Annotated in this window: 35 protein-coding genes; 12 read left to right on the plus strand and 23 right to left on the minus strand. The window is 63.6% G+C overall.

Annotated features, from left to right (window positions below; all coding sequences use genetic code 11):
- Positions 1-135: 135 nt before the first annotated feature.
- The 19 genes from sphsw_RS19475 to sphsw_RS20895 all read right to left on the minus strand — a co-directional run bounded on the left by sphsw_RS19475 (position 136) and on the right by sphsw_RS20895 (position 9,067).
- Positions 136-561, minus strand: coding sequence for a hypothetical protein (locus sphsw_RS19475; protein ID WP_152555502.1), 426 nt, complete (start codon positions 559-561; stop codon positions 136-138).
- A gap of 23 nt (positions 562-584) precedes the next feature.
- Positions 585-710 carry a hypothetical protein gene (locus sphsw_RS20760; RefSeq protein WP_268745772.1) on the minus strand — a complete coding sequence of 42 codons (126 nt, stop codon included), beginning with the start codon at positions 708-710 and terminating at the stop codon, positions 585-587.
- A gap of 622 nt (positions 711-1,332) precedes the next feature.
- Positions 1,333-1,653 carry a hypothetical protein gene (locus sphsw_RS19480; protein WP_152555503.1) on the minus strand — a complete coding sequence of 107 codons (321 nt, stop codon included), beginning with the start codon at positions 1,651-1,653 and terminating at the stop codon, positions 1,333-1,335.
- 153 nt (positions 1,654-1,806) lie between these two features.
- Positions 1,807-2,247: a transcription termination/antitermination protein NusG gene (gene nusG, locus sphsw_RS14140; RefSeq protein ID WP_152555504.1), complete on the minus strand. Its 441-nt coding sequence runs from the start codon at positions 2,245-2,247 to the stop codon at positions 1,807-1,809.
- A gap of 153 nt (positions 2,248-2,400) precedes the next feature.
- Positions 2,401-2,991, minus strand: a complete 591-nt coding sequence (locus tag sphsw_RS19485) for a hypothetical protein (RefSeq protein ID WP_152555505.1) — start codon at positions 2,989-2,991, stop codon at positions 2,401-2,403.
- The gene (locus sphsw_RS14150) at positions 2,991-3,269 is read right to left on the minus strand and encodes a hypothetical protein (protein ID WP_031441177.1); all 279 of its coding nucleotides are present in this window, start codon (positions 3,267-3,269) and stop codon (positions 2,991-2,993) included. Before sphsw_RS14150 ends, sphsw_RS19485 begins: the two co-directional genes overlap by 1 nt.
- A complete protein-coding gene (locus tag sphsw_RS14155) occupies positions 3,266-3,751 on the minus strand; it encodes a hypothetical protein (protein ID WP_031441178.1) in 486 nt (161 codons plus the stop codon). The genes sphsw_RS14150 and sphsw_RS14155 overlap by 4 nt, the downstream gene beginning before the upstream one ends.
- A 118-nt stretch (positions 3,752-3,869) precedes the next feature.
- Complete coding sequence (locus sphsw_RS18425) at positions 3,870-4,586, minus strand: hypothetical protein (protein WP_031441179.1); 717 nt, start codon at positions 4,584-4,586, stop codon at positions 3,870-3,872.
- The gene (locus tag sphsw_RS19890) at positions 4,583-4,723 is read right to left on the minus strand and encodes a hypothetical protein (protein WP_160172647.1); all 141 of its coding nucleotides are present in this window, start codon (positions 4,721-4,723) and stop codon (positions 4,583-4,585) included. Before sphsw_RS19890 ends, sphsw_RS18425 begins: the two co-directional genes overlap by 4 nt.
- 2 nt (positions 4,724-4,725) lie before the next feature.
- Positions 4,726-4,959, minus strand: a complete 234-nt coding sequence (locus sphsw_RS14165; protein ID WP_031441180.1) for a hypothetical protein — start codon at positions 4,957-4,959, stop codon at positions 4,726-4,728.
- Positions 4,960-4,961: 2 nt separating this feature from the next.
- A complete protein-coding gene (locus tag sphsw_RS14170) occupies positions 4,962-5,396 on the minus strand; it encodes a hypothetical protein (RefSeq protein WP_031441181.1) in 435 nt (144 codons plus the stop codon).
- Complete coding sequence (locus tag sphsw_RS14175) at positions 5,396-5,638, minus strand: DUF2312 domain-containing protein (RefSeq protein WP_200874042.1); 243 nt, start codon at positions 5,636-5,638, stop codon at positions 5,396-5,398. The genes sphsw_RS14170 and sphsw_RS14175 overlap by 1 nt, the downstream gene beginning before the upstream one ends.
- Positions 5,639-5,681: 43 nt before the next feature.
- Positions 5,682-5,999 carry a hypothetical protein gene (locus sphsw_RS14180; protein WP_031441183.1) on the minus strand — a complete coding sequence of 106 codons (318 nt, stop codon included), beginning with the start codon at positions 5,997-5,999 and terminating at the stop codon, positions 5,682-5,684.
- Positions 6,000-6,193: 194 nt separating this feature from the next.
- Positions 6,194-6,631 (minus strand): hypothetical protein, encoded by a 438-nt coding sequence (locus sphsw_RS14185; protein ID WP_031441184.1) that lies wholly within the window; start codon positions 6,629-6,631, stop codon positions 6,194-6,196.
- A complete protein-coding gene (locus sphsw_RS14190) occupies positions 6,631-7,719 on the minus strand; it encodes a DNA-methyltransferase (RefSeq protein ID WP_081874335.1) in 1,089 nt (362 codons plus the stop codon). Before sphsw_RS14190 ends, sphsw_RS14185 begins: the two co-directional genes overlap by 1 nt.
- Before the next feature lie 43 nt (positions 7,720-7,762).
- Positions 7,763-8,245 carry a hypothetical protein gene (locus sphsw_RS14195; RefSeq protein WP_152555507.1) on the minus strand — a complete coding sequence of 161 codons (483 nt, stop codon included), beginning with the start codon at positions 8,243-8,245 and terminating at the stop codon, positions 7,763-7,765.
- Positions 8,242-8,421 carry a hypothetical protein gene (locus tag sphsw_RS14200; protein WP_031441187.1) on the minus strand — a complete coding sequence of 60 codons (180 nt, stop codon included), beginning with the start codon at positions 8,419-8,421 and terminating at the stop codon, positions 8,242-8,244. The genes sphsw_RS14195 and sphsw_RS14200 overlap by 4 nt, the downstream gene beginning before the upstream one ends.
- The gene (locus sphsw_RS20555) at positions 8,418-8,648 is read right to left on the minus strand and encodes a hypothetical protein (RefSeq protein WP_031441188.1); all 231 of its coding nucleotides are present in this window, start codon (positions 8,646-8,648) and stop codon (positions 8,418-8,420) included. The genes sphsw_RS14200 and sphsw_RS20555 overlap by 4 nt, the downstream gene beginning before the upstream one ends.
- 257 nt (positions 8,649-8,905) lie before the next feature.
- Positions 8,906-9,067, minus strand: coding sequence for a carph-isopro domain-containing protein (locus sphsw_RS20895; RefSeq protein ID WP_443024398.1), 162 nt, complete (start codon positions 9,065-9,067; stop codon positions 8,906-8,908).
- Between sphsw_RS20895 and sphsw_RS14210 the strand changes: the two genes are divergently transcribed.
- The 10 genes from sphsw_RS14210 (at position 8,996) to sphsw_RS14250 (ending at position 13,297) form a co-directional block, all read left to right on the plus strand.
- On the plus strand, positions 8,996-9,607 hold the full coding sequence (locus tag sphsw_RS14210; protein WP_152555508.1) for a hypothetical protein: 612 nt from the start codon (positions 8,996-8,998) through the stop codon (positions 9,605-9,607). The genes sphsw_RS20895 and sphsw_RS14210 overlap by 72 nt on opposite strands.
- A gap of 523 nt (positions 9,608-10,130) precedes the next feature.
- Positions 10,131-10,625 carry a DUF6884 domain-containing protein gene (locus sphsw_RS14215; RefSeq protein WP_031441190.1) on the plus strand — a complete coding sequence of 165 codons (495 nt, stop codon included), beginning with the start codon at positions 10,131-10,133 and terminating at the stop codon, positions 10,623-10,625.
- Positions 10,622-10,978, plus strand: a complete 357-nt coding sequence (locus sphsw_RS14220; RefSeq protein WP_031441191.1) for a DUF968 domain-containing protein — start codon at positions 10,622-10,624, stop codon at positions 10,976-10,978. The genes sphsw_RS14215 and sphsw_RS14220 overlap by 4 nt, the downstream gene beginning before the upstream one ends.
- Positions 10,975-11,436 (plus strand): hypothetical protein, encoded by a 462-nt coding sequence (locus tag sphsw_RS14225; protein ID WP_031441192.1) that lies wholly within the window; start codon positions 10,975-10,977, stop codon positions 11,434-11,436. The genes sphsw_RS14220 and sphsw_RS14225 overlap by 4 nt, the downstream gene beginning before the upstream one ends.
- Positions 11,433-11,723, plus strand: coding sequence for a hypothetical protein (locus tag sphsw_RS14230; RefSeq protein WP_031441193.1), 291 nt, complete (start codon positions 11,433-11,435; stop codon positions 11,721-11,723). The genes sphsw_RS14225 and sphsw_RS14230 overlap by 4 nt, the downstream gene beginning before the upstream one ends.
- A complete protein-coding gene (locus sphsw_RS14235) occupies positions 11,713-12,057 on the plus strand; it encodes a hypothetical protein (RefSeq protein WP_031441194.1) in 345 nt (114 codons plus the stop codon). The genes sphsw_RS14230 and sphsw_RS14235 overlap by 11 nt, the downstream gene beginning before the upstream one ends.
- Positions 12,054-12,188 carry a hypothetical protein gene (locus sphsw_RS20765; protein WP_268745773.1) on the plus strand — a complete coding sequence of 45 codons (135 nt, stop codon included), beginning with the start codon at positions 12,054-12,056 and terminating at the stop codon, positions 12,186-12,188. Before sphsw_RS14235 ends, sphsw_RS20765 begins: the two co-directional genes overlap by 4 nt.
- Positions 12,185-12,433: a hypothetical protein gene (locus sphsw_RS14240; protein WP_031441195.1), complete on the plus strand. Its 249-nt coding sequence runs from the start codon at positions 12,185-12,187 to the stop codon at positions 12,431-12,433. Before sphsw_RS20765 ends, sphsw_RS14240 begins: the two co-directional genes overlap by 4 nt.
- A gap of 1 nt (position 12,434) precedes the next feature.
- Entirely contained in the window at positions 12,435-13,103 is a 669-nt protein-coding gene (locus sphsw_RS14245) for a hypothetical protein (RefSeq protein WP_031441196.1), read from the plus strand.
- Entirely contained in the window at positions 13,103-13,297 is a 195-nt protein-coding gene (locus tag sphsw_RS14250) for a hypothetical protein (RefSeq protein ID WP_031441197.1), read from the plus strand. Before sphsw_RS14245 ends, sphsw_RS14250 begins: the two co-directional genes overlap by 1 nt.
- 35 nt (positions 13,298-13,332) lie before the next feature.
- Here sphsw_RS14250 and sphsw_RS14255 read toward each other — a convergent pair whose 3' ends face one another.
- The 3 genes from sphsw_RS14255 to sphsw_RS14265 all read right to left on the minus strand — a co-directional run bounded on the left by sphsw_RS14255 (position 13,333) and on the right by sphsw_RS14265 (position 14,595).
- The gene (locus sphsw_RS14255) at positions 13,333-13,578 is read right to left on the minus strand and encodes a hypothetical protein (protein ID WP_031441198.1); all 246 of its coding nucleotides are present in this window, start codon (positions 13,576-13,578) and stop codon (positions 13,333-13,335) included.
- Between the two features lie 151 nt (positions 13,579-13,729).
- Positions 13,730-13,951, minus strand: coding sequence for a hypothetical protein (locus sphsw_RS14260; protein ID WP_146163707.1), 222 nt, complete (start codon positions 13,949-13,951; stop codon positions 13,730-13,732).
- A 332-nt stretch (positions 13,952-14,283) separates the two neighbouring features.
- Entirely contained in the window at positions 14,284-14,595 is a 312-nt protein-coding gene (locus tag sphsw_RS14265) for a hypothetical protein (RefSeq protein ID WP_031441199.1), read from the minus strand.
- 204 nt (positions 14,596-14,799) lie between these two features.
- On the opposite strand from sphsw_RS14265, the gene sphsw_RS14270 reads away from it, so the two are divergent.
- Positions 14,800-15,030 (plus strand): hypothetical protein, encoded by a 231-nt coding sequence (locus sphsw_RS14270; RefSeq protein ID WP_037527986.1) that lies wholly within the window; start codon positions 14,800-14,802, stop codon positions 15,028-15,030.
- Entirely contained in the window at positions 15,020-16,024 is a 1,005-nt protein-coding gene (locus sphsw_RS14275) for a tyrosine-type recombinase/integrase (RefSeq protein WP_031441201.1), read from the plus strand. Before sphsw_RS14270 ends, sphsw_RS14275 begins: the two co-directional genes overlap by 11 nt.
- Positions 16,025-16,079: 55 nt before the next feature.
- On the opposite strand, the gene sphsw_RS14280 is transcribed toward sphsw_RS14275, so the two are convergent.
- The coding region (locus tag sphsw_RS14280) for an N-succinylarginine dihydrolase (protein ID WP_081874337.1) at positions 16,080-17,148 on the minus strand (1,069 nt) is incomplete at its 5' end.

Genomic DNA, 17,148 nt, shown 5'->3' on the forward strand with positions numbered 1-17,148 from the left:
GCGCCGTCTTGTAGAGCTTGCGCCAAGGCGCGTGCAGGATGCGGTCCTCGTCGCGGGTGCGCTCTACAGGCGGTAGCGAACCAAGCCCTGGCCGCAAGGAGGTGAGGAGGTTGGGCAGCGCCTTGAGCTTGCCCATTAGCGACCGCGTGCCTGATAAACGTGCAACTGATTCGCGGTTAATTTACGACTCAGGAGCAAACGATGAACGAAGTTGAGCGATTTGCGGCCGAGGGCGATGATGGCCACCGTTACACCGTGATAGTGTGGGCGAATATGACCGAGTTCCGCGACCTCGACCGCGGCATCACTACGCATCGCGGGAGCACCGTATACCAGCTTCTCGACGGCACACATGTAAACCTCAAGGAGCCCGGCGTCTTCGAGATCTGGGATACTGAAGAATGCATTCGGAAAGTCATGGATTGACCACTTCTGCAGATACAAGGACCCGCCTCGGCTGAAGATGCCGACGCCGACCTGCGCATCGCTCAATGGCCGCAGCGTCCATTCTTCGCGAGGAAGTAGGACTAGCGGCGGCAGCGGATCGATGGGCAGCGACATATGCACTCTCGCTCCGTAACTGATTAGCGCCCACGTACGGCGGCGCGCAGGTCGATCGCTGCCTGCTCAGCTTGGTCGATCAGACGCTCGCTGCGACCATGGTGCCGAGACCCTGCTCGCATGTCTTCGGCAATAAGCAGCACGCGCATGCCAATAGCCTCGACACGGTCAGCGGTAGCGGGTCGGAAGGTTGATGCCACACCATCTCCTGCGCCATTCAGCAACGTTGCTCTGAGTAATACGGACACTGCACAACGCTCCCGAATTTCACAGCAAGATTTCGCGGGCTGCTAAGCTATAAGCGTTGCCGGAGGGGACTTGACGACGCTCTCAGCAAGGCTCCCAATAAAAAACGACCCGACTCGAGGTCGAGCATTGGAGAGTTAAGATGCTGAGTACGTATGAGCTTAAAAGGGATAGGCCATCAGCGCGTTGCCCCAGCGAAGCTAATAGCGATCACGGCTCGGAACAATCACCATGGCCCGACGATCATGTCGCAGATAATGACCACGGCTTATTCAACATCGTCGGCGACAATACAGTCGCCTATTCAGATCACGGATCCGCTACAAGGTCCCGATAAGACCGCCACTCAGGGGATTGGAGAGCCAGTCCCCTGAGTACTGATAACCGCTTAGAGAGCATGCGACTTACGCCATACAGTGGGACAATCGCTCGCAGCATGGCTCCTGCGTAAGGGCATGAGGGCGTCTCACACTGCTCCTCCCATTCCGCGTCTCATCTCACGCTCAATTACTTGGTGCCGTCAAATCACCGAGATTCTGCGCGCAAGCGCGCCTGTGCGCCCTGTGCCCTCGCAGCGCAGGCTTTGAAAACTCCCAGCGCGGCGGTTCCAGCGACAGCCGGTTGAGACTTGAGGGCTGCAGCAACAGTTGCGGGAACCCGTCCATCCAGCCGCCCCATATAGAACGCCGCCGTCAAATTCGCGACCTTCCGCGTTGGCTCGTTCTCGGCCTGCTCGCCGACGGCACTGGTTACAACCAGGCACCGGACATCGTCGTTCACCGTCTGCGCGTGCGCCGGAGCGGCAACTAAGATGGATGCTAGAACCAGACTGACGACGTTCTTCATATAAAGTTCCTGAGCGTAGTGGGCCTACAGGCATAGGCCACATCAACGCACAAAGTAACGTCGCATCTGACCATACCGTAGGACAATCGCTCGGAGCATAGCTCCTGCGTGAGGGGATGAGGGTGGCTAGCCAACGCGCTCATCGCAGCCCGCTTATGCGGCGATAGGCGCATCATGTACCTCATCCGTTCCAAGTAGCCAAGACCCGATTTTCAGGTTGATGCCAGCGAATGCGACGAGCACGAATTTGCCATTGCCGTCACTTACGACCTCACCCGAGAGACCAGCGCCGGGACCTTCCTTGACCTTGACCGGTTGCCCCACGGTGAAGGCCTGGCGCTGCCCCATCTTGGCTGCCCGTTTACCCCGTTCTTCGATACGCCGAGCCTCAGCTATCTCAGCGTCCCCGATTGTTGGGATAGCGCCAAGATAGCGAAAAACCGAGAAGCCTGGATGTTCGGAGAAGGGTAGCGCGGCGATGCGGGCGAGGTCGTGTCGGCGATCGGCACGCGCGAACACGAACGTCGGCATAATCGGTGCCGCGTATTCAACCCGCTCGCGCGCCGGGCCTCGGCGACGCGTCAGTGTCTGCACGGGGCTCCATACGTCAAAGCCGGCAGCCTCCAGAGAGGCGACCAGCGGCAGCGTGCGTGACGCTCCTGTTCGAAGGATGCACCAATCGTTTCCCCGCCCCATCATCTCAACCCTCGCTCTGATAGATATGTGTCATGCCTTCGCACTTGGTATTCATGCGGGCTTCCCTGACGTTCCTTTTGGATAGAACCCGTCGATCACGTAGTTGCGATCACGGATGTTTTCGCAGGCTTCGGAAGTGCGGACCGCGCCGGGGCCGTCGATGCCAATCGCGAAGGCGCATATCGCCGTGTCAGCGCCAGTGTTGAAGCCGCGGTGATATTGCCACCGCCCGTAGAGCCCCAGCGCAGCACCGAGCAGCACCGAGTATGTCAGCCAGCGCAGGGCTTTCGTCAGCCGTGGATACTCGCTCATGCGTGATCTCCAGTGGTTCTGGGCTTCGGGAATGCCGGCTGGATCCAGCATCCGCGCTCGCACTGGACCCAGCCGTGAGAGCGGAGCCACGCGGTGCCTTCGTCCTTGGTCTTCATGCGGAGGTGACTTGAGGTAAGTCGCGGGCAAAGGCGGCGCGGGCGCGCTCAATTGCCTCAACCCGGCTCTTCTGCTTGCGAAACCCTGGAAGCCTTCCCGTTTCTCCGAGAGGCCAGGCGGCAAAACCAACCGCTCAACGTTCAGCAAGTCGTCGATCTGGCTCATAGTTTGCACGACCGCTATCAAGTGCTCCTGTGTGGTCATTTCGCCCATCATCGTTCTCCTGAAGGTGCGCGTAGGGCCCGCGCTGGATCGATGCCGTGCTCGACGAGCATCCTGCGCAAGCGCGAGACCTCGGGAAGGCGCGGGACGTTCAGGTCGCTGGTGACGCCAGCGCGCGTCGCTTGGTCGATCGCGCACGGACCGCACCGGACATGCTCGCCATAGTCGAAGCACATATCCGGCGAGCGACAGATGCCCTCGACGTCATCCTTCCACAGCATGCGGCCGGGGTCAGTCATTGTCCGACGATTGCGCTCGGCCTCGGTCATGCTGCCATCTGCCCGGGATTGCCCTCGATCGCGTCGCCGGGATCGACGCCGAACATGCGCACGTAATCCTCGCGGCTCGGCATTCGCGCGCCGCGGTCAGGGTTTCCGCCCTGCGGCTTTGGGCGGCTTGGATCGGCAGCCGCTGCGAAGCGACCACCGAGCGCGGCGACGATCTCAGCGGCCTCTTCCGGTCGGCAGCGCTCGACAGCGGGATCATCGGCCCCGCGACGTGTGCGCGCTTCGATCAATTGCGAGAGGCGCCACTGCCGCTGGATCCGCGGGGGCGCGGGCTGACTCATCGCGGCAGCGCGGATTTCGGAGATCGACGGGAAGAACTTCATCGTCCGCGCCGCGGCCATCGCGCCGGCCATCAGCACGTCCGCGGGAATATCGCTCAGCTGCTCGGCATAGACGTCGAGACGGGCGCTAGCCTCTTCGACCGACACCCGCGCGGCGGGATAGGCGACGACCAGCTTTGCCATGACGCGATCAACGGCGCGCGGCGAGCTCGTCCGAGGCGCAACGCGGTAGACGGCGAGAGCCTGCTCAGCGTCCGCGAGTTCAGCGTCGGTCAGCACGGGCAGCCGGGGCGGCAGGGGGTCAGTCCCAAGCACCAGATCGGCCAGCCTCCCGTTCAACGAGGGCTCTTGCCATCGGGGTGAGGTCGTTACCCCGGTACGCTGGTCGACGGTCGTGAGTTCGTTTGCCATTGAAGCTCTTCCAGTTTTTGACCCAGGTTCTCCACGAAGCCTGCCAATCGAGGCTCTTCGTTCCTTGCGTGGTGTGCCGGTCGATGAAGTGCTCGACCTGCTCGGCTTCGAGACCAGGCGGCCAAGCTGCCATCGCCTTGCCGGTGATCGAGTCCGGTTTGACGACCGGCGTGAAGTCGAGAGGAACAAGCGTGCCAGCAGCATCGTGCTTGCCCGCCACCTTCGGGGGTATGGTGGTTCTTGGTAGTTTGGGTGCAGGAGGTGCGGGGGTTGGCGCACCTCCTGCGGGGCGCACCTCCTGCACCGGCGCATCTTGTGCGGGGGTGCAGGAGGTGCGGGGGTGAACGGTATAGATTACGCCCTTACCGGGGCGCTCTGCGCGAGTGAGGTGGCCCGCCGCCGCCAAAGACTTCACAGCGTTCTGCACGGCGCGTTCGGACAACTTCGTTTTGCCAACTAGCCCGGCTGGCCCGTTGATCCCCGGCCAGCACTGCGCAGCGTCGTTCGCCATGATGGCGAGCACGTTCAGCACGCTCTGTTCAGGCGCACTAATTCCGACGACGCTCATAGCGGCGCGGCACAGGTCGAAGCCCGTCAGGAGCGTCACCGGCGGTTCTGCTCGGCGATCGTGCGGAGGGCCAGCAATTCGGTGCTGATCGACTCTACAGCGCGCGCAACTCGGCAGAGCTGCCAGACTGCGTACAGCGCGATGATCATCATGAAGAACTTGTCGCCATTATCCACCGTCAGAACTCCACGTGCTGCATGGCGATCGCGCGCTTGAGCTCTGCGACCTTGGGGCGGGCGCGGATGAAGCGTTCGTGCTCTGCTCGCGTCGGGCGGGCGAGCCGGCGGGCGCGGGCATCGGCGATCCCGCGATCGATGTCGGCGTCGAGACGCGCAAGGCGGTCTTCGACCGATGGGCGCGGCTGGGCCACAGGGGCCCGACCGACAACGGCGCGTTTGATCAGGCCCCACATGGTCAGGCCCCCCCTGCGGCTTGCTGGGCCGCATGCCATTCCGCCGTTGCGGGGACATCATGAGATTCGGTGAAGTTCAGGGCCCAAGCCGACGGATTGCCGTTCTCACGAACCCACGACTCAAGTGCGGCTTCCAAGTGCTTGCGCAATTCCGTCTTTGGGCTGGCACCGTGAGCGCAGATGCCCGCATCAACGCTAGGAGGATCGCCATCACCATCGCCCAGCTCTTCGTTCGAGCTGTCGAATTCCTCGTCGATGCGATCGAAGCAGTCGAAGCGCCACGGCTGCTTATCCGCGACTGCGATGTTGAACGGCGAACCATCCGATATCTCGCCGCCGTCGACATGACGGGCCTCAACGATTGCATCTACCAGCGTGTCGGCCTTCAGCGGCTGCCACCGCTCGGCGTCCGGACAATCGGCATACCAATATGCCATCAGATCATCCCCAGCGACTGAAGGTAGACCTCAAGGATCGCCTCCTGCTCCTGGTACTCTTCCCGCTTGAGCTTGCGGATCGACAGGATCTTGCGGATCGCCTTCGGGTCGTAACCACGGCCCTTGGCCTCGGCGAACACGTCCTTGATGTCGTCCGAGATGCCCTTCTTCTCTTCCTCGAGACGCTCGGCGCGCTCGATCAGGAGCCGAAGCTCGTCGGCGGCAACCGCGCCGCCTCCCATGCCGTGCTGTCGTTCGTCGGTCATTGTCATGCTCCTTGGTTGATCAGTAGGACTGGGCGACATCGCGCTCGTGGCGGATGCGCTGGGCGTCTTGGTGGTTGAGGACGGCGCGGTGGGCATTCTCAGGGGTGCCCGCGATCTCGGCGAGGATGATGGCCTTGCGCTCGGCAAGCAGCATGCCGCCGACCTTCATCTTGGCGTTCAAGTCCCAGTACTGCTCTGGGCACCACGACAGGCGTGCGCGGCGAATTGCATCGCGCGCCGCCACCTTCGATGCCTCATCAGCCTCACGCCAGAAGTTGTGCCGCCCGGTCCGCTGCCCGACTTCGCGCTTCGCGGCGGCCTTGACGGGATCAGCCATTATGCGCGCAGCTGCCACCCGGCAGGATTTCCGATGCCGCTCTACAAAAGCAGGATCTCGACGCTTTGCGTTAAGGCCATCGCGCCGCGTCTTCGCGATCTCGGGTCTCAAGGAGACTTCTCGCATGGCGCACGCCCGACACCGACCCTTGGAGTCTCGGCTGATGGGCGTCGAGCAATCTGAACAGGTGCGCGTCATGCCGCGAACTCCACGTCAATGATGTAGGGGGCCGATGCGGACTGATGATCGCAGCCGATGTCGGCGCGGATGCCGCAGCGGAAGCAGGGGGTGCGATCGAGCACCGGGGGCAGGGGTTCACGGCGCTCGGCCCGCGCGATCGCGTGAGCGCGCTCAGCCTCCCTCAGCGAACCATCCGGAGCCTTGCTGGCGCGGATTGTCACGCCCAGCTCGGGAATGAAGATCTCACGCGAGAACGGCGTCGTGGTCACCACGATCTTATCCGCCGCGATGAGGTCGACCAGTGCCTTCTGAGGGATCGAGGAGGACCGCACGCCGAGCAGCGCTGCCAAGGCCAGGTTCGTCGGACAACGAGCCCCGGCGCGCGCGGCGCGCAGCAGTGCATCGTAGACGACGTCGCGGGACTGTGCAGCTGTACGGCGTGGCTTCGTCATTATGCCGCGACCTCGACGATGCCACGTCCACCCGCGAGACGTGTCTCGGCGATTGCGGCGTAATCAGGGTTCAGTTCGATCAGTGTTGCGTCGAGACCGACCTGCTCAGCGACCAAGCCAACGGTGCCGGATCCCCCAAACGGATCTAGGACATGCCCGCGCGCACGGCCGAAGGTCGCGCAGATCCCGCCGCAATCATCTACCGCGCCGCACGCTGCGCACGTCGTCGGCGGGCAGCCCGCAGCGATGCACCGGCGCGCGAGCTCGCGCGGGAAGGTCGCGAAGTGTGCCTCGCGGCAGCCCTCGATATTGAAGGTCCAGACATTGCGGCCGTTCCGGGTTTCAGGAACGTAGGTCTCGACCCAAGTGCCCGCGCGGTTCTGCCCGGCAGTCGAGCCCTTCGCAGGCTGGTACTGACCATCCTTGCGGCGCGCGTGCGCGTTGCCGGAGACCGGCTCGCGCAGCGCGTCCGCATTAAAATAGTAGGCCTCACTGCGGGTGAGCAGCCAGATCTTCTCATGCACTGCCGCCGGCCGATCGGTGATCGACTCGGGCTTCGGGTTCGTCTTGTTCCATACGATCTCGGACCGAACCCACCAGCCGTCATCCTGAAGCGCGATCGCCAGGCGGTTCGGCAACATGCACAAGTCTTTCGGCTTGAAGGAGCCGCGCCCGTCGCCAACCGATCCGACAGTGCTGAACGGCTTGTCGCGAAAGGTCCGATCATCGGTGCCGTCCGCCTTGTACGCCGCCGCTGATTTGCCGTTGGGCGTTGCAGCGTGGCAATCGCCGTAGTTGATCCAGACCGTGCCGTGCATCTTCAGCACGCGCCGGACCTCGCGAAACACGTCGACCATGACCGAGAGATGCTCGGCAAAGGTTGGTTCAAGGCCGATCTGGCCGTCGACGTCATAGTCGCGCAGGCCCCAGTAAGGTGGTGACGTGACCACACAATCGACTGACTGCGACGGCAGCAGACGCAGCTGCTCGCGAACGTCACCGATCATGACGCGCGTGGCGCGCGCGGCCCGCAGAAAGCCGTCCGCAGAACCGGGCTCAACCGGCACTGCGCTATTGAGCGCGTCCATAGTCATCTCCGTTGCGGGGTTTTCCGCGTGATATTCGTTGGCTTCAGGCGACGGCGGAAAGGGGCCGGCGGATCTCGGTGCATCGTTGCAGCCAGCGGGCCGACGCGCCGTGAAGGTCGCGCATCAGCTTCTCGCCAGCGAGGTATTCCTGGGGGACGATGGCGCGCCCGCCGGGGCCATCCGGGTGCTCGGCTTCGTTCAGCATCACGAGGACGCGCGCGATCAGCAGGCCGCAGTCATCCGCGTCGCAGACCGCATCCTCGTCGACGATCCGCTTGCCCTTCGCGCGCAGCCAGTCGTCCAGCACCGTGGGCTCGACGTCCATCATGCGGTCCAGAACCTCGATCGAAGGCATGGAGCTCTGAAGCTGCTTGTCGAGGGCCTGGGTGGACAGGTCGACCGCATCGGCGAACCGGCCCTTGCCGCCCGCGTTATCGATCCCGCGGGACACGCCGCGCATGATCTTCGCGTGCAACTGGGCTTTCGTAAGCCGTTCCGCTTTTGCAACGACAGTTGGGCCGGTCATCGACCATTCTCCTGCTCATGGAAACCGAGAACCTGATCACCGCTCCGAAGGCCGTTCGACTCGCCGTCGCGCGCGCGCTGCTCGAGCATTGCGAGCTCATGGCGGCAGCACAGGTCCACCAGCCAGACGAGGCCCGTGCAGGCGATGGTCACGATGATGATGCCGAGGATTGTCATGCGGCTTCCCGATCTCTGGAGGGGCAAACCGGCTGCTGGCAGCACCGAACCGCAATTCCGGCTCGGCTACCGCAGGCCGTGCAGTGCGTGACGTCGAGGACCGGTGCCTCGATGTACGAAGGATCCGATGCAGCATGGAAGCCGAACCGCTGCGCGCCGATCGCGATGATCGCAGTCGCGGCGCCAGCGACGCGGGACAGTTCCATGGTGGGGAGGGTGAGCAGCATCTACGTCACCGCCTGCTGCTTAACGCTGGGCGTAGTGCTATGAGCTCCCACCACAGCAAGGAAACGCAATGCTCTCTTGGCTTTTTCATGCACCGCGGCGAGCGGTGGAATGGTGGTTCCGTGAAAGCCCCGAAGCGGTGCGCGCGAAATCGACCCACCCCGCCGGCGGTAGATGCCACAACTGCGGAGCAGACTGCGACAGCGACCAGAAGGCGTGCGAGGATTGCTTTGGGAAAAGCGTATGGTGAGGCTGGCCGTCATGCAGCCTCCTTTTTCTCGACCGCGTGGTTGTACACGGCTGTCAGATCATTTTGCCGCCAGGCCGGTACTCGGTTATGCGACTTCCAATGTTGAACGGTCGTAGGGGCGATGCCGAGCGCCGCAGCGGTTTTGCGAACTCCGCCTATCGCTGCGATGATCTGGTCAACGTTTTCCATGACCTAACAAGTACGGTATCCGTACATGCTTGGCAAGGGGATTGTGCGACTTTCCCTCTGGCGCGTATCCCGTGGGCCGCCCATCAACGAGAAATGGATACGTCCGAAAAGATCCTTGCGGCCCTGCGCGAGCGCAATGTCACGCATGCGCGGATCGCCTCGGTCCTCAACGTGACGACGAACAATGCAACCCGGCTCTACAACCCTGACCCGAAAACCGGGAAAACGCGGAAGCTGAGCTTCGACGAGGGTATGGCCTTAATCAGCGCGTTCGACCTGGATAACCAAGACGAGGATCGCCCGATTGAGCCGATGAGCCTACCAGTCGCAAGGTTGGCGGTTCAGTATATTGCTCAGCAGCTTGGCGTGCGGATCGATCCCGATGATGAGCGAGTCGAAGACCTCGCTCTAGACATTCGAGCATATTCTGAGTTCGCCGCATCTTCTCAGATTGGCGAAAATCTTGACCGAGCGGAGGGCTGGCTTGATGGTCGTCGATCGCGCCTGCCAGCTCGCTCTTAAGCTGCAACGTCAGCAGCAGGTCGCGCTCAGTAGCCGATAGGCGACGCTCATTTTCGTGCGCCAATCTCATCGCGAGGGATAGTCTGGCAGCAAGCATGCGCCTTCTGACGTAATGCCGCTCAACGGTAAGACTTGGGATTCGCTCGCCATGTTCTCCTTGTGTTCTGCTGCGCGGCGCGTGTCGATAGGAAATTTCTTAGCCCGTCGTTTTATCAAGCGGGCGGCAATGTACGGAAACCGTTTGACATAGACATACGGTAACCGTACACGTCGACTATCAGGCCAGCCCGGCCCGGTAGGAGACCAAAGTGGCCGAGCAGGCTTCCACAGATTGGATCGAGTGCGATGGGGCAGGGTGCCCTGTCTCGGATCTTGGACGTGTCCAGGTGCAGTTCTGGTTCGATCGTGACCGCCGCGCTGCAGAGCGCGCGAACCCCGCCGATGGCGTTTCTGCATACGGCTATCGCGACTGCTGGGTCCATCAGGGCGCACCGTCGGATATCGTTGCCTATCGGGTGGTTTCGTGAAGCTGGTCGTCATGGGTTGCAGCGCGACCAAGCGCGAAGACGCGGGCACGATGCCAGCAATCGACCGGTACGATGGGCCGATGTGGCGGACGCTACGGGCTCGCCTTGCCGAACTTCCAGCCGCTCGGGACGCTATAGCGTCGGGGGAGTTGCTCATCACGGTGCTGAGCGCGCGACACGGCTTTATCCCTGCCGATGTCCAGATAGAGAATTACGACTGCCGCATGACGGAGGCGCGCGCCGCCGATATTTGCCGCGATCCGTCCTATGATCACCATCAGATGGCAATCCGGTTTGCGGCTGCACAGGACGTGCTGTTCGCGGGGGGGCAGATGTATCGTGACGCGATGTGGAAGGCGTCGAACGCCAGCCTCGCGCGCATTATGGACGTCACCGAGACCGACGGTGCAGGTATCGGCGTCCACCGTGCGCAGATCGGTGCATGGTTCCAGCGTCATTACGGCGGTCAACAAATGGCGTTGGCGGCATGATGCGCGTCAACATCCGCCCGCGCCATCGCAACAGCGGCAAAGCTGACGCCGGGCGCCGCTTCCCGACGCATATTCAATGGCTGCGCGGCCGCCCGTGCCTGATCGCAGGAACGGACTGCGATGGCCGCATGGAGGCCGCGCATGTCGATCATGCGGGAGGGAAGGGCGCCAGCCTGAAGGTCGCCGATTACAAGGCGGTCCCGCTCTGCCAGCATCATCACGCCGAGCTCCACCGGGGCGCGAAGACGTTCGAGGCGGTCCACAAGATCGACCTCGTCGCCGCTGCCCGCGCCTATGCCGCCAAGTCGCCGCATCGTGGTCGCTGGGCTGATGTCGAAGGCGCGCCGCGATGACCGGCCCGACCATGACCTGCGATCCGGACCTCGATACCGCGATCACCGAGTTTCGCTATGTCGCGCAGCGCCTGCGCACGCTCGACCAGCAAATGCTGACCGCCGCGGTCGACCGCTACAAGCACTTTGCCGCGATCAAGCACGAGCGGGCCGAGCTGTGGGCGAACCTGCGGGGCAAGGCTGAGAAGCTGCAGCTTGTGCCCGAGGACCACCACCTCGGCGCACGTGCGCTGCTGCTGGTCACGGAAGTCGCGTGGATCCTCCATGCCCGCACGCGCCGCAAGCCAACCCCGGCGATGATCAAGGCGATGGTGCGCGACATGGGCGAGCTCGCCGAGCGCGAACGCGTCGAAGCCGAGGCCGACAAGGTCGAGACGGAATTTCGCATGCGGACCCTCGCTGTCCGCGTCTCAGCCGCCGAGGCCGTCACCCGCTACATCGAATTGAGCGCAGCATGACGCAGGCCATCACCCCATCGTCGCTGTGGCAGGGCACCCCGCATCCGACCTCACGCTGGACGGTCGAGCAGATTGGCGCGCTGATGAAAGAGGGGCGGGATCCGGTCTCGGTGCCGACCGCCACTGTCCTGCGCCGCCCACGACAGAACCCCGACGACTGGACGATGCCGCCCAAGGCTGTCGAGCTCGTCCTCCCGCGTCTCGCGATCACGCGGGACGGGCGTCGGGCGAAGATCATCACGCCCGCGGGCGCAACCCAGTGGCTGGACATCGTTCATGGTCGATAAGCACATCATCGCAGCCATCGCGGAATCGGGCATCGCTGCCGATGACGCACAGGACATGGCCGAGCGCGTGTTCGGCGCCGTCCTGTCGTCACTTGCAGCTGGTCGGACAGTCCAGATCCCCGGCGTGTGCCGCCTCCGGGCGCCCCGCAAGCCGGCATGGGTGCCCGGCACCCTGAAGCGCCAGGCCGTCGAGCAGCGCAAGGTCGGCATCGTGCATCCCGCGATCATCGAGAAGGGCGCGCCTTACGACGTCGCCAAGCCGATCGATCCGCAGGTTTCCAGCCACGCATGGGGGCAGGCGATCCGCGCCGCTGCCGAAGGGCAGAGCCAGTGAACTACCTCGACCCCGCTGGCGCCGCAGCGCGCGCGCCGCTGGCCCCAATCCCCGATCTGATGGGCGTCTTCTCCGCGGAGATCCTGATCGACCTGATGATCGCCATCCTCACCCTCGGAGATCGCCCATGAACTGGACCAACATCATGCACGGTGCCGGCTGGATGAGCCTCTTGGCCATCGCCATCATCGCAGGCGTCATCTTCTTCGAGGACGTCTATCGCCGCTGGCCCCAGATCATGGCCGCGCTGCGCGGCAACGATCGGCCCGGCTTCGTGCCCCTGTCCCCGACTGCCTCGGTCCGCCCCCTCCGGACTCGTCACACCTCGCTGCTGATCGTCGAGGCCGATCCCCAGCTAACCCGCAAGGCGTCCTAAAATGGATCTCAGCACCCTGATCAGCGACGCCGTTGCGGCGAAGATGACCCCCGAATTCATTGAGAAGGAAGTCGCGACCCGCGTCGACAAGCTGATCGTCGAGAGCGTCGACCGCGCGCTGCGGTCGTACAGTGATACCGGCAAGCTGATTGAGAAGGCTGTCGAAGACGCGTTGCGCGTCGACCAGCTGGATCTGCCCTCCTACGGCTCGACCGTGCTGCAGATCCTGAAGACCCAGATCGAGGCGACGGTCGCCCCGCTCGTCGCCGGCCGCCTGTCCGCAGACATGCAGGAGCTGCTCAGCCTGGCGCCCAAGTCGATCAAACTAAGCGAGATCGCCGACGAGATGCGCAAGGAGCACGAGGGCGGGGACTCGTACGGCGACGTCATCACCGTCGAGGTGAAGCACAACGAGTATGGCAGCACTTGGATCTATCTGGATGAGGAAACCCATCACGAACGCCGCGCTGATACGGAAGCGTCGCACCGCCTGCTGATCGGCAAGGACGGCATCATTTCGGGTGGCTGGCTCGACAAGCGCCCGCTGAAGGATACCGGCCACATCGGCCGCAGCTACGGCCTTTCACAGCGGCTGCGTGCCTATGTCGCCTGCGGTACGCAGATCATCATCGACGAGGACGCCGTCTGCACGTCGGTCGGCGACTACTGATGGCCTCCGAACCACTTCGATCCGATACACCCCGCACCGACTGGCCCGAGGCCGTCCGTGCGCAGGTTGAGATTTGGCAGGGCGTCGCGGCTGCGGCCTCTCATATCGCGCACGCCCGCCGCACGATGTTCCTAGCCTATGTCGCTGAGGGCTTCGCCGAAGCGCAGGCCCTCGAACTCATCAAGACGATGTGATCGGCATGAGGATGCACAGCCAGATCGGCCGCAACTCAGCCGGCCCCCGCGAGAGCCAGCGTGTGCTCGACCAAGCCGAGGTCCTCGGCCGCCGCGACCGCCTCATGCACCAGCCGCCATCCGCCGAGCGCAGCGCCGCCCTGAGCACCATCCGCGCCCAGCTGCGCAGCATTGATCGGAGAGTTTCCCGTGGCTGATGATGCCGAAAGAAAAAACGACGTGGCCCAGGCCATGCTTGAGGGCAGCATCCGCACCGCGCGCGCGCTGATCCCGAGTAGCATCGCCGGTGAGAGCCGAGAATGCGGCGATCGAGCAGCGAATACTGGCAGCGTGAGCCCGGAGGACAAAAAACGTACTGCGAAGGCCGTTGCAGGCCGCCGTACCGTCACGCTGTTTCGAAAAGATCGCGGCACGATACTGTGGTGGAGATACTCAGCCCGGAATGCCCCAGTTGGCATCCTCGTTAGCGGCCTTGGCCGTTCGAACAAGATGCTCGACGTAGTTCTGAAAAACCGGAACTGTAAACGTGACGAGCGTCGGTTCGCCCTGTGGCTCCTTGAACGTCAGGACGACGAATCGGCTGCCTTCCTCGTCAAGTACGAGTCCGGCCTCCATCGCACCAGTGCCGCTGGGAGTGATGATCGTCGCTGCCATGGTAGTGCCTCTGTGGTCGTCCAAAGAGCGGCTTTAGCGCCGCGGAACCGCCGCGTCAGCGTCCGTCGAGATTTACGCTGCGTCGGCGGCCGTTTGCGACGCGCCGCGGTCATTGGCAGCAACAGCTGTTTTAGTCGCGGATACGACACGAGTTGTACCGCCTCGCGCCTTCGTCCTGCGATATTCCAGATAAAGTGCAATCAAAGAAAACATGACGACCTCGAGACGATTCCTGCTGGATGGCAGGACAGGCTCGGCACATGTGACGGCTCGCTAGGCACTTCAAATGCGATTAATCAAATCGCCGTTGCGCCAATCGAAAACGCACATTGTCACCCCACCACGGGAATGTCGTCAATCAGGGCGGCGAGCGAACCGTCTTTGAAGGTGTGCGGTCGCACAATTCTATCAGGAAGGGAGATTTTTAGATGGCGCCGTTCAAGCAGCTTCATAGCCCGAACCTTTTGGGCCATTAATAGCAACGACCCCTCGAACAGAAGCTCGTTTCCTTCGTCGTCTTTTTGCGCTGCTGGCATCCGCACCAATGTTGCGCCTCGGTCCACGGGAAATCCATTTATTGTATTCCTAAAAACGTCCCGCGTTTGGTCATCATACCACATCGGCGCCGCTATGCCATTGATCATACAAAGGATCGGAGACGGCATATTTCGCCGGTGAACACTCAGCACCGTAACACGCTGCACCTCGTGGCGTGCAGTTGACATGGTGCGCTTATCGCCCCGGGGAGCGGGCCTTGTTCATGCCACCCAAAAACCCTCACCGCCGGGCCCCGCAGCCGGTGGTCTCGCCGTGAAAGCTCACTTTACAGATCAAGAAGGACAGAACCGATGAGCGCAGCTCCGTATTGGCCGCGCATGCTCAAGCGGGCGAACGCCGCGAAATACTGCGAGCTCACGCCGCAGCAGTTCGACGCGGAGGTGTTCGCCGGCCGGCTGCCGGGGTCGGTCGCGATGTCGGGCGGGCCGCGTTGGGATCGCGCCGCACTCGACGCGAGCCTCGACGAGATGTCGAGTGGGGCCAACGACTGGCGGAAGGATCAGCCGGGCCTTGCCGCATGACCTGCCCAAATATGTAAAGCGGGTGCGGTCGAAGGGCCGCGAGTACCTGTATTTCGACACCGGCAAGGTGGTCGACGGCAAGCGGCTGATGACGCGACTGCCGCCGCTGCGGTCAATGGAGTTCGGGGGCAGCTACGCGGCGCTGATGGGCCACCGCAACCGGAAGACGAAGGCGACGCTCGTCACGGTCCCGGTTCTCGTCGACATGTACCAGCGCGGGGCCGCCTACGGCGCCTTGGCGTCGTCGTCGCGCAAGCTGTACGACATCTATCTTCGCCGCTTGGAGCGGGCGCTGCCGACCGCCCCGGTCAACGGGATCACCCGCGGCGACATGCGGACGGTGCTGGACAAGATGGCTGCGACGCCGGGTGCCGCGAACGCCTTCCTTCGGACAAGCGGCGCGCTGTTCGCCTGGGCTGTCGATCGCGAACACATAGCGAAGAACCCGTGCGATGGAATCGTGATGATGGAGGGGGGCGAGCACGAGCCTTGGCCTCAGCATGTGCTGCGAGCCGTGCTTGCGGCTGAAGATCCCACCGTCCGGCTGCTCGCGCACTTACTCTACTACACCGCGCAGCGCCTTGGCGACGTCCTCAGAATGACCTGGTCGGATGTTGCTACCGATCGGGTCGAGGTCCGCCAGGACAAGACGAAGAAGCGGCTAAGCATCCCGGTCCATAGCGCGCTAAGCGCGGAGCTTGCGAAGCACGAGCGGGTTGAGGGGGCGATATGCCGGACGCCGCGCGGCGCGCCGCTGCGGGACGACAACGCCCGCAAGATGCTGAAGGCTTTCTCGGCTGCTGCCGGCGCGCCCAGCGTACCGCACGGTCTGCGCAAGAACGCCGTGATCGCGCTTCTCGAGGCCGGGTGCTCAACCGCCGAGACCGCATCGGTCAGCGGCCAATCGCTGCAGATGGTCGAGCATTACGCCCGACAGCGCAACCAATCGACGCTCGCCGATGCCGCCCTTGCGCGGTGGGAGAGCAAACCGTGAACGTACAAACAGTGGAAAACTCTGCTCGCGACTCGCGCAATTCCGCCAACTCGGGTTATTTGTCAATTAACCCGACAAGATCGAGGGCCTCGAGCAAGGCACGATGCGCGGCCTCGATCCGAGCGACGAGCGCCGCGTCGCCGATCGCATTCGCGTCGATCGTCTCGGGCCAATGCTCGGTGATGAGGCCGGCGATACGGTCGAGGCTGGCGTGATCGACGAGGAAGCGGGGATCAACCGTCCGGGGGTCGGCGACGACGCGCAGGCGCAGGCAGGCGGGGCCGCCGCCATTGGCCATCGATTCGCGGACGTCGACGATTTCGAGCGCGCGGATCGATCCGTTGCCCGCGACATGCTCGCCCAGCCAGCGCCAGACCGGTGCGTTGCTCCGCGCTTCCTCGGGCAGGATCAGCGTCATGCCCGCGGCGCGCGAGACGAGCTGCGCGTTGAACAGATAGGAGCTGACTGCATCTTCGAGGCTGACGCGGGCGCTGGGCACCTCGACGATCTCGACCGAGGGCATCAGCCGTCGCAAATCCTCATAGAAGCGGTCAGCGTCGGCAAAGGCCTGCTCATGCGTGAACAGCACGGTTTCGTTGGCGACGGCGACCACGTCGTTGTGGAACGCGCCTGCCGCGATCGCCGCATCCGACTGGCGCACGAAAAGGGTCCGCGCGGGGTCGAGCCCGTGCCGGCGCGCGATCGCCTCGCTGGCCTCGCGGTGCTGGCGCGCGGGAAATGGGCCGCCGGCTTCGCCATAGACGAAGATCTCGACGCCCGGTGCGCCGTGGGCTTCGCACAGTCGCATGTGGTTGGCCGCGCCCTCGTCGCCGAACGGTAGCGGGACGGGCGGGTGTACCGCGAAGGCCGGGTTGGCGAAGGCGATACGCAGCTGTGCGAGCGTCGCGGGCCATTCGTGGCTGCGGTGCGGCATCGTGCCGAGGTTCGCGACGCTCAGGTGGCAGCGCCCGTCCGCGGTATCAGGGGCGGGCGATACGGTCGCGGCATTGGCCGCCCACATCGCCGAGGCCGACATCGCCTGCGCCTGCAGATGCATGGGTGCGTCCGCATACCGGGTCGCGAGCGCATCGAGCCAGCGATGATCGGGGCGGGGGGGGGGGGGG

Source organism: Sphingomonas sp. FUKUSWIS1 (assembly GCF_000733135.1).
Classification (GTDB): domain Bacteria; phylum Pseudomonadota; class Alphaproteobacteria; order Sphingomonadales; family Sphingomonadaceae; genus Sphingomonas; species Sphingomonas aerolata.